This window comes from Roseateles sp. P4_D2 (genome assembly GCF_056401875.1).
This window is the reverse complement of the sequence record NZ_JBFUIM010000024.1, coordinates 1-12,814: the sequence shown is the minus strand read 5'-3', so window position 1 is coordinate 12,814 and position 12,814 is coordinate 1. Positions and strand designations below refer to the sequence as shown.

Below are 12,814 nucleotides of genomic sequence, written 5' to 3'. Positions count from 1 at the left end.
CGATGTCCTCACGACGCATCGCGTCGGTGGACGCACTGCGCGGCCTGGCCGTGGCGGCCATGCTGCTGGTCAACAACCCGGGCGACTGGGGCGCGGTCTACTGGCCGCTGGAGCATGCGGCCTGGCATGGCTGCACGCCGACCGACCTGATCTTCCCGTTCTTCCTGTTCATCGTGGGCGTCTCGGCGGCGCTGGCGCTCGGGCCACGCGTGGATGCCGGCGCCGCGCCGGGGCCACTGCGAGCCGCCGTCATCCAGCGCGGCCTGCGCATCGTCGGCCTGGGCCTGGTGTTGCATCTGCTGGCCTGGTGGTTGATGCACAAGACCGAGTTCCGTGTGCTGGGTGTGCTGCAACGCATAGGCCTTTGCTTTGCGTTCGCGGGCGTGGCGGCCCTCCACCTGCGTGTACGCGGGCAGTGGACCTTGCTGCTGGCCTTGCTGATCGGCTACGGCGCGCTGCTGCTGTTCGGCAGCCCGACGCTGGACAAGCTCGGCAGCCTGAACCAGCGGATCGACACCTTGGTGCTGGGCCGGTGGGCTTACGAGTGGGATGCGGCGACCGGCATCGCCTTCGACCCCGAAGGCCTTCTGTCCACGCTGGGCGCGCTGGCGACGACGATCTTCGGCCTGCTTTGCGGCGGCCTGCTGCGCCGCGATCAGACACGAGGCCTGCTGTTGACGGGTGTTGCGGCGGCGCTCGTGGGTTGGTGGTGGTCGGGCTGGCTGCCCTGGAACAAGCAGCTGTGGACGCCGTCCTTCGTGCTGTGGACCGGCGGCCTGGCGGCTGTGGCGCTGGCCGCGGCGCATCAGTGGATCGATCGTCTCGGCCATCGCCCCTTGGGTCGCGCCTTTGGGCTGAACGCTATCGGCGCCTATGCCGGGGCCTGGATGTGCACCGTGTTGTTGGCGGCCACCGGCTGGATGGAGCCGCTGTACCGCACCGTGTTCGGGCCGTTGAATCCGCTGATCGGGCCTTATGGCCAGTCGCTGTCGTTCGCGCTCGCTTTCGTCGCGGTTTGGGCCGTGATCGTGTGGGCCCTGGACAAGCGCGGCTGGTACTGGAAGGTTTGAAAACCGGACACGCGAGCATGAGCGACGCCTTCGCCATCCGCATGCCGCCGGACATCCAGTCCGTGCAGATCGGCGAGCATCAAGTCGTCTTCATCGACAACTTCCTTGAGAACCCACTGGCGGTGGTCGAGGCGGCCAGCCAGGTCAGCTTCGCGCCTTATCCCGGTGTGGCCGATCGCAAGGGCTACCCGGGCATTCGCGCGCCGGTGCCGGCCGACTACTCGGCCAACCTCACTGCGCTGATGGAGCCGCTGATCCGCCTCAACTTCGGCGTGCCCGAAGCGCTCGATCTGCGCAAGAGCGAATGCGCTTTCTCGCTGACGACGATGCAGCCCGACGAACTCGGCCCGTTGCAGCGCACACCCCACTTCGACGCCAGCACGCCCCACCATATGGCCGTGCTGCTCTACCTCTGCGACGGCGCGCACGGCGGCACCGCCTTCTACCGCCACAAGGCCACCGGCCTGCAGCAGGTCACGGCGGACAACCGCGAGGCCTTCCTCGACACCTACTACGCCGAGCTCAACGCCCGCCCGCCCGCGCAGCGCTACTTCGACGACTCCGACGAGCACTTCGAGTTCCTGGGCATGATGCCTGCCCGCTTCAACCGCCTCGTCATCTACCGCGGCAGCCTGCTTCACTCGGCCGTCGTGAACCCGCAGCTCAGCCTGAGCAGCGATCCGCGCACGGGGCGGCTGACGGCGAATTCCTTCTACGACTTCTAGGCTGCGGTCTGCGCTTCACGCAACAAGGAAAGCCCGGCATTCGCCGGGCTTTTGCATGGCCGGGGGCGTCGATCAGAACTTCGCCGTCAGGCCGATCTTGTAGGTCGTCTCGCCCTTGAAGGACCAGGCTGGGTAGCCGGCCTTCAGCGGGTCCTTGTGCAGGCCGTCGGCCGGCAGGCTGGTGGACATGGCGCCGTACTGGACGTCGTCCTGCTTGGTCAGGTTCACCGCGTCGAAGCTCAGCTTGAGCCACTTGTTGATGTTCCAGCCGAAGCTCGCATCCAGCGTGCCGAAGTTGGCGTGCATGCGGTTGCCGTACCAGTAGGCGTTCTCGCGAATGATGTACTTGGAGCGCCAGTTGTAGGCCAGGCGGCCGAAGTAGTCGGGCGTCTCGTAGTAGCCCACCAGGTTCACGTTGTGCTTGGACGACTGGGTGAACAGGCCGAGCTGGTCGGCGAAGCTCTCCTTGGGCGCCGTGCCTTCGGTGAAGGTGTAGTTCGACACGATGCCGAAGCCGTTCTCGAAGGCATGGTTGGCCTGCAGCTCGATGCCACGCAGGCGGCCGCCGCCGGCGTTGACGAAGTTCTGCACCGTCCAGTTGTCGACCTTGCTGAACGGGTCGACCAAGCCGATCTTCTGGTTCAGCAGCACATTGGCCGTGATGAAGTTCGAGATGTCCTTGTTGAAGAAGGTCGCCGACAGCACATTGCCCTTGCCGTAGTAGTACTCCAGGCTCAGGTCGATCTGGCTGGACTTCATGGGCTTGAGCTCGACGCTGCCGACCGTCCAGGTCTCGTTGCCGATGCGGTCGTCGTTGTAGCCGGACACCTGGATGCCGAACATGTTGGCGAAGTTCGGGCGCGTGATGGCCTGCGACGCTGCGGCGCGCAGCACCAGGTCCTTGCGCAGGTCGAAGGCCAGGTTGACGCTGGGCAGCACGTCGTTGTACTTGGACTTCTTGACGTCGAAGCCGCGGCCCCAGTTCTCGTTGCCCTCGTAGTCGCCCGCGGCCAGCGGCGTGCCGTCGAACTTGTAGCCGGTGCTCTTCACGTCCGTGGAGATGTAGCGCAGGCCGAAGTTGCCGCGCAGGTTGCCAGCCTCGAAGTCGAACATGCCGTACAGGGCCTGGTTCTTTTCGCTCAACTCGCTGTAGGCGGAGCGGTCTTCGTTCCAGCCGTTGATGTTCTTCAACGTGCCGGCCACCATGGCGCCGATGTTGGGGCGCGGGATGCTCCAGCTGGCCACGTCGACCGTGCCGTCGAACAGGCTCGCCGTGGGGCTGGTGGCGATGGTGGCGGCCCAGACCGGGCGGTAGGCGCGCTTCTCGAAGGTGTGGTCAGCAAAGCGCACGCCGGTCTTGAAGGTGTTGATGGCGCCCCAGTTCAGGTCGAACGTGGCGTCGAACTGGGCGTACTTCTCCTGGTCCTTGTTCGGTCCCTGCGACGTGGCCCAGGTCTGCGGGCCCAGCTGCGAGGGCAGCTGAGCCGCTGTGAAGGACTGGCTGGACGTCGGGCTGATGACGATCTGGTGGCCTGTTGCGTCGATGGTGCCTTGCCAGTTCGGGCGCGCGAAACCCGCATCCCAGTTGCCGGCCTGGAAGTTGGCCGTCAGCGACGTGCCGCCCTTGGCCTTGGTCGTGCCGGCGACGAGGTCGAACTTGGCGCCGTCGAGCTTGTAGTGGCCGTCGAAGGTGATGCTGTCGGACGTCATCTGGGCGGCGCGCGCCCAGACCTGGAAGAACTGGTCGGGCAGCGGTTTGGCGGCGGTGGTCGTGCTGTGCACGCACATGCCGGTGGGGTTCCAGGCCGACTTCACGTCCGTGTTGCGCTTGTCGCAGTTCGGGTCCTGGAAGATGTAGTCGCTGCTGTTGGAGCTGTCGCCCACGAGCTTGAGCTTGAGCAGGTTCAAGCCGAGGTCCAGGCCTTGCGCCGGGCGGGCTTGCAGCGTCAGGTTGATGGCGTCGCGCTTGCGGTCCTGGATGAAGGCGGTGGGCGCCACGTCGCCCGACCAGCGGTTGTCGGCCTCCACGCCACGGCGGATATAGGAGCCGTCGGCATGGGCCGCGGCTGCCAGCACGCCAAAGGTCTTGGCCTCGTTCTTCCAGCTGTATAGGCCCGAGACTTCCTTCTCGGCGTCGCTGATGGTGCCCTTGCCGTACTTGACGCTGACGAAGCCGCTGTTGGCGGCCATGTCCAGGGGCTTGCGGGTCTTGACGATGACGGTGCCGCCAATGCCGCCTTCGGTCAGGTCGGCCTGGGAGGACTTGTAGACCTCCATGCCGCCGATCAGCTCGGAGGGCAGCAGGGAGTAGTTGAAGGAGCGGTCGATGTCGAGCTGGTCATACCAGCCCGTGGACGCGACGGTCTGGCCGTTCAGCGTCGTGTAGGTCATCTGCGGGTCGGAGCCGCGGATGGACACCGTGGCACCCTGGCCGAAGGCACGGCCCACGGACACGCCGGGGATGCGGCCCAGGGCCTGGCCGACGTCCGAGTCGGGCAGCTTGCCCACGTCCTCGGCGGAGACGGCATCGACGACGGCGCTGGCGTTCTTCTTGATCGTGGCGGCGGATTGCAGCGAGGCCCGGATGCCTGTGACGACCACCTGCTCGAGCTGGGCCGGCGTGTTCGCCGGTGCGGGCGCCACCGCCTCTTGTGCCTGCGCAGCCATGCTCAGCAATGTCAAGGCCGCAGCGGCCGCGATGGGGGTCGGTTTGACCTTCATGAACTAATCCTTGTTGTGGCCAATGATTCGGGTGGGGTGGCCGCCGTTGGCCTATGCGTACCACCTTGAGTCCGGTTGCCGCTCTTGTCTGGTTCGGATTTGCGTACAACCAGTGCAATGCCACTATAGATTTTGATAACGCCACTTTGCTACCAATCTAGTCTGGGTAGTTTCCCGGGTGGCTTGGTCGTGCCTATGAAGCAGGGTCAGATTGCCCTGTAGGAGGCTCACCTCGCATGGTCAATTGGTATCTGACTGGTGCCGGAACTCGGCCGACGATCCTGTTGTACGGTGGCGACGACGCGCTGGCAGCTAGGCGGTTTCATGGCAAGTGGCCTTGATCTGGTACAGGGTTTGCCGGAGGCGCCCCGCGTGCGGCAAGCCGGGACAATGGCGGCCCAGGAGCGATTGCCCCGAGACCCGATGTGGCAGACATGAACCCGGTTGAAAGCTGGTCGGCGGCCGACGAGCCGCAGCTCAAGGAGCGCCTGGAGCAGCGGGCCGAACCCGTGCTGCTGAAGGGCCTGCTGGCAGGCTGGCCCGCCGTGCAGGCCGGGCGCGAGACGGCTTTGAGCATCTGCGACTACCTGCGCCGCTTTGACCGGGGCGTCGAGGTCATGGCCACCAAGACGCGCGCTGCGGCGCGTGGCGTCATGGGCTACAACGACGGCCTGACCGACTTCGCCTTCGTCAAGGCGCGCATGACGCTGCCCGAGTTCATGGCGAACCTGGCGGCCTATCTGCCGGTCGACGGTGCACCCTCCATTGCTGCGCAATGCGCCAAGGTGAGCGACGTCATCCCGGCCTTCCTCGACGAGAACATCCTGCGGGCGCTGCCTGGCGTGGTGCCCAACTTCTGGCTGGGCAATGCGCTGACGGTGCCGGTGCATCACGACCACCCCTACAACCTCGCCTGCGTGGTGGCCGGGCGCCGGCGCTTCACGCTGTTCGCGCCGCAGCAGGTGGGCAATCTCTATATCGGGCCGCTCGAGCACACGCCGTCGGGGGCGCCCATCTCGGTCGTGCATCCAAAGTCGCCGGATTTCGAGCGCTACCCACGCTATCGCAAGGCGCTGGCGTCTGCACAGGTTGCCGAGCTGGAGCCGGGCGATGCGCTCTACATCCCGCCGCTCTGGTATCACCAGGTCGAGGCGTTGGAGAAGGTCAACCTGTTGATCAACTACTGGTGGCCCGTGGCCGGTGCCAAGGACTTGCCTGCGCCAGCGCACGCGCTGCTGCAGGCCATCCAGGTGCTGAACGCGCTGCCCGCAGCGCAACGCGACGCCTGGGCGGCCATGTTCGAGCACTATGTAGTGCAGCGCGAGCAGGAGCCGGCGGGACACATCCCCGAGGCCTGGCATGGCGTGCTGGCGCGGCGACGCTGAGGACGGATTCCATGCGGCCCATGAAGGAAGTTGACGACATCACGCGGGAGCGCTTCGAGCGCGACGTGCTGCCCGCCTACGAGCCGGTGGTGATGCGCGGCGCGGTGCGGCACTGGCCGTTGGTGGCGCAAGGGCGTGCAGGCCTGGAGCCCTGCCTGCAATACCTGATGAGCTTCGACGGCGGCAAGCCCGTGGACGCCGTGCTGGCCAAGCCCGAACCCACGCGGGCCTTCAGCTACAAGCCCGACCTGGACGGCTTCAACTTCATGCGCGACAAGCGGCCCTATGCCGCCTTGTTCGAGCAGCTCTGGCGCTACAGCCACTTCCCCGACCCGCCGAGCCTGGCGGCGCAAAGCGCATTGGTGTCGGAGGCCTTGCCGGGCCTGGAGTTGGCCAATGTTTTGCCGCTGCTGGACGCCGCCGTGCCACCGCGCATCTGGATCGGCAACCGTGCGACGGTGCCGGCCCACTTTGACGATTCCCACAACATTGCCTGCGTGGCTGCCGGCCGCCGCCGTTTCACGCTGCTGCCGCCGCAATGCGCACCGCTGCTCTACCTGGGCCCGCCGGACTACGCGCCCACGCCGGCGCCGATGTCAGTCGTGCCTGATCTGCACCGCGCCGATCCGACGCAGTTCCCTCTGCTGGCCGAGGCGCTGGAGAGCGCCGTGGTGGCCGAGTTGGAGCCAGGTGACGCGATCTATATGCCGCCGCTGTGGTTCCATCAGGTCGAGTCGCTGGCGCCGCACCTGAACATCCTGATGAACTATTGGTGGCGGCCGCTGGCCGCGCCGCAGCGCCCGGATGACCTGCACCTGGCGGCTATGCGGCTGGCCATGCTGGCGCTGCGGCATCTGCCCGACGGTGAACGTGAAGGCTGGCGCGCCTTGTTCGCGCACTATGTGTTCGGCGCGCGGGGCGAGGGGCTGGCGCATATCCCCGCAGGCCAGCGCCATCTGTTCGGCGACATCGACGCGGCGGCCGATGCCGTCGTGCGCAAGGACATCCTCGACCGGTTGCGGGGAGGCGCTGAATAGGCCTCCGCGATGCGGCGCGCCCTGGTTTGGGATGGGCTGCAAGGCGCAAAGCGCAGCCATAGCTTGACTATGGCGAGCATTTGCAACGCCGCAGGCCGCCCAAAGCAGGGATGCGCCGTGCGCGAGGGGCTGTTCAGCGCCTCCCTTGCTACCAGGTGTAGATCTGCAGGGCCTTGTCGCCGACACCCGGCGGGATGTTGGCCAGCAGCTCGCGGTGGTCAGGAAAGTTCGTCGCGCTGCGCTGGATGAAGTCGTCCACCGCCTCCAGCCGGTGGCGCGCCTGGTGCTCTGTCGGCGGCTGCAGGTCCTGCACATCCGGAAAGATGCCCATGCCGGCCAGCAGCGCGTACCAGGACACGGCCGGGTAGCCGCCGCCGAAGCGGCCCGTCTTGAGGGCGGCGACCAGGGGCTTGCGCGACATCCACGTCATCAGCACGCCTTGCAGCGAGTCCGACAGGTGCATGTTCTCGGCGTTCTCGCGCCAGTAGTCGGTGTCGGTGCGCGAGTTGGTCTTGTAGTGCGCGACGATGTAGTCGCGCGTGTTCTCGAAGCGCTTGTGCATGGCGGCGTTGAACGCGTCCTGCGAGGCGGCGCCGAGGTCGCCCTTCTCCAGCACTTCCACCAGCATGGACGCCGTGACCTGCACGAACAGCAGGGCCGTGGCTTCCAGCGGCTCGATGAAGCCCTGCGACAGGCCGATGGCCACGCAGTTGCGATTCCAGACCTTGGACATGCGGCCCACGCGCATCTTGAGGTGGCGGGCGGGGATGTCGGCATCCAACAGGCCCAGGTGCTGGCGCAGCTCGGTCTCGGCTTCGTCTGCCGAGCAGTGGGCGCTGCTGTAGACATAGCCATTGCCCTGGCGCTGAGTGAGCGGGATCTTCCACGCCCAGCCGTGGCGCAGCGCCGTGGATACGGTCTGCGACTCGATGGGGCCTTCAAGCGGCGTCGGCATCGCCACGGCCGCGTCGTTGAAGAGGTTCTCCCCGAAGCCGATGAAGGGTGTCTGCAGGGCCTTGCCAATCATCAGCGATGCAAAGCCGCTGCAGTCCACGAAGAAGTCGGCGGCCAGCGTCTCGCCGTCATCGAGCTGCAGCCGGTCGATGTCACCGCGCTCGTTGAGCAGCACCTGAGTGACGTGGCGCCGTAGGTGCGTCACACCGCGCTCCGCCGCCTTGAGGCCGAGGAATTGACCGAGCAGCGTGGCGTCGAAGTGATAGCCGTACCAGACGTCGAAGGGGAAATTGGGCAGCGCGCGCGGGCCGCGGGCCTGGCGCGCCAGCGCCGCGGACGCGAAGAAGCGGTCCGGGTGGGCGTACACATCAGCGCCATCGAGCCGCGCGTGCACGTTGTCGACGAAGGGATGCATGGTCATGTTGTCCAGCATCGACACGAAGGGATGGAAGTAGCGCTCGAAGCCGGGCTTGGTCGACCAGCCATCGAAGGTGATGCCGCTCTTGTAGGTGGCGTTGCAGGCCGGCATCCACTCCGACTCCTCGATGCCCAGGATCTCGAAGAACCGGCGCAGCCAGGGCGTCGAGCCCTCGCCCACGCCGATGATGCCGACCTGGGGGCTCTCCAGCACGGTGATCTTCAGCCGCGGGCCATAGGCCGTGGTGGCCAGCATCAGCGCCGTCATCCAGCCCGCCGAGCCGCCGCCGACGATGCAGATGTGCTTGACCGGCGGCGGCGCATCGGTGCTGCCGCCCAGCGGGCGGGCGGCGATGTACTGGTCGATGAGGGTGGCGGTGTCACTCATGGGAGTTCGCATCGAAAAAGGGGAGCGTGTGTGGCACGCTCCCCTTTGATTGTGTTCACCTGCGGCGCCTGCCGGACCCCGAGGGTTCCAGCAGTGCCGTTCGACATCAGAACTTGATTCGGGCGGTCAAGTAGAACTGGCGGCCGTTCTTGTAGATGGCGCGCGGCTGCACTTCCGAGGCGTAGTACTTCAGCTTCGGGTCGTTCAGGTTCTGCGCATCCAGGCTGACGGCGAAGTTGTCGTTGATCTTGTAGCCCAGAGACGCCGACAGCACGCCGTTGCCCTTCTGGAAGTAGTCCGTGCCACGGTCGGTGCCGATGAAGATGTCATCGGTGTAGCTGTAGTTCACGCGAGCCGAGAAGTGGTCGTTCTCGAAGAAGCCGCCCAGGGTGAACGAGTTCTTCACATCGCCGCGCAGCACATGGCCGTCCTGGTCGTGACCGTCCGCGAAGGTGTAGTTCGCCGTCACGCCGAAGTTGTTGGCGATGGGCGTCTCGAACGCGAACTCCAGACCGGTGACGGAAGCCTTCTTGTTGGTCAGGCCGGTGATGACGAACTGACGGTTCACCAGTTGCTGCACGCCACCCTGCTGGTTGGTGTTGCCCAGCAGCACCGGGTAGGTGCTGGTGAACGTGCCGTTCGTGATGTAGCTGCCCATCTGCATGTGGAAGGCACCCATCGACACGAAGGCGCGCGGCGCGAAGTACCACTCGATGTTGGCATCGAAGTTGGTGGAGCGGATCGGCTTCAGGTCGGGGTTGCCGGCCGTGCCGCCACCGATGGCGTTGTTGTCCAGGAACATGCCCGTCGTGCTCAGCGACGTGAAGGCGGACAACGCCGTGTAGTCGGCGCGGGTCACCGTGCGGCTCACGGCCAGGCGGCCTACGACGTCGCGGCGGATGTCCACACGCACGCTGGCGCTGGGCAGCAGGTCGGTGTAGCTGCGGTCTGCGGAGGTGGCCGTGAAGTCACCGAATGCCGACGACACATCAGCCTTCTCGCCCGGGAAGCTGGGGCGGAACGAACCCGAGGACTGCTTGGTACGAACGGCGCGCAGACCGACGTTGCCGCTCCAGCCGTCGCCTTCCAGGTTGCCCTGCAGGTAGGCGGCGGTGGTGGTTTCCTTCACGCTGTATTCGCCGCCGTCCATGGGCGAGCGGCGCGCGATGGGATCGCGGTTGGTGACGCGGCTGTTGTACTCAGCCAGGGCCGCGGCCGAGATATAGGTCAGGTTGGTCGGGAAGCCGCTGCCCAAGCCGCTGCCGTAGTTGCCCGGGAAGGACTGGCTGAAGGCCGGCAGGGTGTAGGGCGAGAGCTGGGGCGCATCGTTGCCGCTTGCATCGGCGCAGGCGCTGGGCTTGCTCCAGTCCCAAGGGCCGACGCGGTACGGCGTGCCGGTAGCACAGCCCGGGCCCTGGTTCAGCGTCGCATCGGTGTGGCGCTTGTGCTGGGCACTGCGCACGCCGAACTTCAGGCTCTTCAGCACGCCGGAGTCGAGCGAGTACTCGCCGTCGACCTGGGCCCAGCTTTCCTTGTCGTGAACGATGACGTGTTCGGCGCCGAAGATCCAGTCAAAGCCCACCGTGGGGTTGGTGAAGCTGAAGGCGGGCGCGGTGTCGTTGCCTTGCAAGGCATAGCTGGCCCGCGTGGCGGCGATGTGCGGCTCGACCACATCTTGGCTGACGGTCTGGCCCTTGCCCTTGGACGTGCCGGCATTGGCGGTCAGCGTCAGTGCGCTGTTGACTTTGAAGCTGCCATCCAGGCTCAGGAAGTTGCTCTCGGCAGAAGCCTTGCGCGAGATCATGTCGTAGTAGCCGGCGGTCGACGAACTGGCCCAGTCGAAGGTGGCCTGCGTCAGCGTCTTCACGCCCTTGCTGTCGGTCGCGATCTTGTAGTTCGAGATCGTGGCGCTGTTGATCAGGCCGGCGCGCGGCGCGATCAGGTAATTGCGGTTGTAGTTGTCCGCGTCCATCTTGGACGAGAAGCCCGTCAGCGTCAGGTCCACGTCCTGCGTGGGCTTGAATTCGGCGCGGATCAGGCCGCCCTTGCGCTCGCGCTCCTGCGTGAAGTAGGCGGCGCCGATCAGGTCGGGGGTGTAGACGCCGTTCAGCTCAGGGTGCGCGGCGACGAGGGCGGGCGCATTGGTGCTGTCCAGCTTGTTGATGAAGCCCAGCGTCTCCACGCCATCGCGACGCAGGCTGCGCTTTTCCGAGAAGGCTTGCACCAGGACGCCGAAGGTCTTGGACTCGTTCTTGAAGTTGGCCAGCACGCTGAGCTGCGGGTCCGTCTTCTTGGGCAGGCTGGCGTAAACCGCACCCAGGCCCGCTTCAAAGGTCAGCGCTTTGGAGAACTCCAACGGCTTGCGGGTGATGATGTTCACCGAACCGGCCGTGCCGCCTTCCACCAGCGAGGCTTCGGCGCTCTTGCGCACTTCGACACGGCTCACGAGTTCGGAAGGCAGCAGCGAGTAGCTCACGCTGCGGCCGACGCCGGCGCCGGTCTGGTCCAGCACGAACCAGTCACCGTTGGCGATGCCGTGGCCGTCCAGCAGGGTCTGCGTCAGGCTGGGGTTGGTGCCGCGCAGGCCGACGCGGTCACGTTCGTCGAAGCCGCCGGAGCCGCCGGCCGGGCTGTTCAGGATGGTGACCCCAGGCACGCGGGCCAGCGAGTCGGCAACGTTCTTGTCCGGCATCTTGCCGATGTCTTCGGCCGAGATGACGTCGATGTGGGCGTCGGCATTGCGTTTGACGCTCAGCGACTTTTCCTGCGACGCACGGATACCGGTGATGGTGACCGTGTCCAGTTGCTGGGGAGCCGGGGCTTGCTGCGCCATGGCGGCGCCGCTGGCGCCAAGCAAAGCGATGAGTACCGCCTGCGAGATGGGAGTCTGCTTGACCTTCATATGCTGTTCCTCGTTGTGGCCAATGAATTGGGGCGGCGGTGACTGCTTCGGGTGCGTTGCATACCACCTTCGGTCCGGTTGATGCCTTGTTTGCCCTCAAAAGCGCATCCAACCAGTGCCATGCCACTGTAACGATTGATAACGCCACTTTGCTACCAATTTTTACTGGGGGGTTTCCCGAGTGGTGGCGGCAAAGTGTCTGCTCATTGGGTGGCGCCCTCTCTGGGGCGACCAATCTAGCGGATCAAATTGGTGCTTAATTGGTATCTTTGCGCGTATAAAACTGTTGCGCTTGGGCGACGCGACCCTTGTGCAAGTCGTAAGAAGGCGCCCGGCAGTGCTCGCCAGCTGGTAGCTGGGTGGCCTTGATCTGGTTTTGTATTGGTCCGAGGCGAGGCGACGCCTGGGTGCCGTGGCGAGGCTGGGCGTCGCCAGGGAAGGCGAGATGAGCGGGGCGCCAGGGGAATCGTCCCGGGCCACGTTTTCGCGCTCTTTGTCTCTGGCTTCTTCGTGAGGCGGCTGTTGCGCCCCATTTGCCCTGTGCTATAGTTGCGGGCTTGCCTCAGGAGGGGTGGCCGAGTGGTTAAAGGCAGCAGACTGTAAATCTGCCCGCATAGCGTACGCTGGTTCGAATCCAGCCTCCTCCACCAAAACTGCCGTTGCTGGCGGTTGCGGCAGGGCTCCCAGAGCGGGAGTAGTTCAATGGTAGAACCTTAGCCTTCCAAGCTAATGACACGGGTTCGATTCCCGTTTCCCGCTCCAATCCGGGCGGTTTGGTTGGTCAGCGTCGACACCGGTTTGCCGGCCAGTTCATCTGGCGTCAAACCCGTGCCGATGCCCTTGTGGCTCAGTGGTAGAGCACTCCCTTGGTAAGGGAGAGGTCACGCGTTCGATCCGCGTCAAGGGCACCACAGATTTTCTCTTTTTCTACTCGTTTCAACGGGTTCGCCTCAGGAGCGCAAGATGGCAAAAGGCAAGTTTGAACGGACCAAGCCGCACGTGAACGTGGGCACGATTGGTCACGTTGACCACGGCAAGACCACGCTGACCGCGGCAATCGCGACCGTGCTGTCCAAGAAGTTCGGCGGCGAGGCCAAGGCCTACGACCAGATCGACGCAGCGCCTGAAGAAAAGGCCCGCGGCATCACGATCAACACCGCCCACGTCGAGTACGAGACGGCCAACCGCCACTACGCGCACGTTGACGACTGCCCC

The 12,814-nt window shown here is 65.5% G+C and carries 8 protein-coding genes and 3 tRNA genes; 8 read left to right on the top strand and 3 right to left on the bottom strand.

What is annotated here, in order from left to right; all coding sequences use genetic code 11:
* Positions 1–2 precede the first annotated feature (2 nt).
* Entirely contained in the window at positions 3–1,070 is a 1,068-nt protein-coding gene (locus AC1DW0_RS28780; protein WP_477949452.1) for an acyltransferase family protein, read from the top strand.
* Positions 1,071–1,087: 17 nt separating this feature from the next.
* Complete coding sequence (locus tag AC1DW0_RS28775; protein ID WP_477949450.1) at positions 1,088–1,795, top strand: DUF6445 family protein; 708 nt, start codon at positions 1,088–1,090, stop codon at positions 1,793–1,795.
* Positions 1,796–1,867: 72 nt separating this feature from the next.
* Here AC1DW0_RS28775 and AC1DW0_RS28770 read toward each other — a convergent pair whose 3' ends face one another.
* On the bottom strand, positions 1,868–4,516 hold the full coding sequence (locus AC1DW0_RS28770) for a TonB-dependent receptor (RefSeq protein ID WP_477949448.1): 2,649 nt from the start codon (positions 4,514–4,516) through the stop codon (positions 1,868–1,870).
* A gap of 434 nt (positions 4,517–4,950) precedes the next feature.
* Here AC1DW0_RS28770 and AC1DW0_RS28765 point away from each other — a divergent pair, with 434 nt between their 5' ends.
* Together AC1DW0_RS28765 and AC1DW0_RS28760 are read left to right on the top strand one after the other, a co-directional pair.
* A complete protein-coding gene (locus tag AC1DW0_RS28765) occupies positions 4,951–5,901 on the top strand; it encodes a cupin-like domain-containing protein (protein ID WP_477949446.1) in 951 nt (316 codons plus the stop codon).
* A 20-nt stretch (positions 5,902–5,921) separates the two neighbouring features.
* Entirely contained in the window at positions 5,922–6,938 is a 1,017-nt protein-coding gene (locus AC1DW0_RS28760) for a cupin-like domain-containing protein (protein WP_457353847.1), read from the top strand.
* A gap of 148 nt (positions 6,939–7,086) precedes the next feature.
* On the opposite strand, the gene AC1DW0_RS28755 is transcribed toward AC1DW0_RS28760, so the two are convergent.
* Together AC1DW0_RS28755 and AC1DW0_RS28750 are read right to left on the bottom strand one after the other, a co-directional pair.
* A complete protein-coding gene (locus tag AC1DW0_RS28755; RefSeq protein ID WP_457353845.1) occupies positions 7,087–8,697 on the bottom strand; it encodes a tryptophan halogenase family protein in 1,611 nt (536 codons plus the stop codon).
* Positions 8,698–8,803: 106 nt separating this feature from the next.
* On the bottom strand, positions 8,804–11,599 hold the full coding sequence (locus AC1DW0_RS28750) for a TonB-dependent receptor (protein WP_457353843.1): 2,796 nt from the start codon (positions 11,597–11,599) through the stop codon (positions 8,804–8,806).
* A 565-nt stretch (positions 11,600–12,164) separates the two neighbouring features.
* Here AC1DW0_RS28750 and AC1DW0_RS28745 point away from each other — a divergent pair.
* The 4 genes from AC1DW0_RS28745 to AC1DW0_RS28730 form a co-directional block, all read left to right on the top strand.
* Positions 12,165–12,249 (top strand) — tRNA-Tyr (locus tag AC1DW0_RS28745).
* 38 nt (positions 12,250–12,287) lie between these two features.
* Positions 12,288–12,361, top strand: a tRNA-Gly gene (locus AC1DW0_RS28740).
* A 74-nt stretch (positions 12,362–12,435) separates the two neighbouring features.
* A tRNA-Thr gene (locus AC1DW0_RS28735) sits at positions 12,436–12,510 on the top strand.
* Positions 12,511–12,562: 52 nt separating this feature from the next.
* A partial coding sequence (locus AC1DW0_RS28730; RefSeq protein ID WP_477949443.1) for a GTP-binding protein occupies positions 12,563–12,814 on the top strand: 252 nt, incomplete at its 3' end.

Excerpts from the sequence above, each read along its gene's own strand:
- AC1DW0_RS28765 (WP_477949446.1), top strand. The coding sequence starts at position 4,951 with ATGAACCCGGTTGAAAGCTGGTCGGCGGCCGACGAGCCGCAGCTCAAG.
- AC1DW0_RS28780 (WP_477949452.1), top strand. The coding sequence starts at position 3 with ATGTCCTCACGACGCATCGCGTCGGTGGACGCACTGCGCGGCCTGGCC.
- AC1DW0_RS28750 (WP_457353843.1), bottom strand. The coding sequence starts at position 11,599 with ATGAAGGTCAAGCAGACTCCCATCTCGCAGGCGGTACTCATCGCTTTG.
- AC1DW0_RS28760 (WP_457353847.1), top strand. The coding sequence starts at position 5,922 with ATGAAGGAAGTTGACGACATCACGCGGGAGCGCTTCGAGCGCGACGTG.
- AC1DW0_RS28770 (WP_477949448.1), bottom strand. The coding sequence starts at position 4,516 with ATGAAGGTCAAACCGACCCCCATCGCGGCCGCTGCGGCCTTGACATTG.
- AC1DW0_RS28755 (WP_457353845.1), bottom strand. The coding sequence starts at position 8,697 with ATGAGTGACACCGCCACCCTCATCGACCAGTACATCGCCGCCCGCCCG.
- AC1DW0_RS28775 (WP_477949450.1), top strand. The coding sequence starts at position 1,088 with ATGAGCGACGCCTTCGCCATCCGCATGCCGCCGGACATCCAGTCCGTG.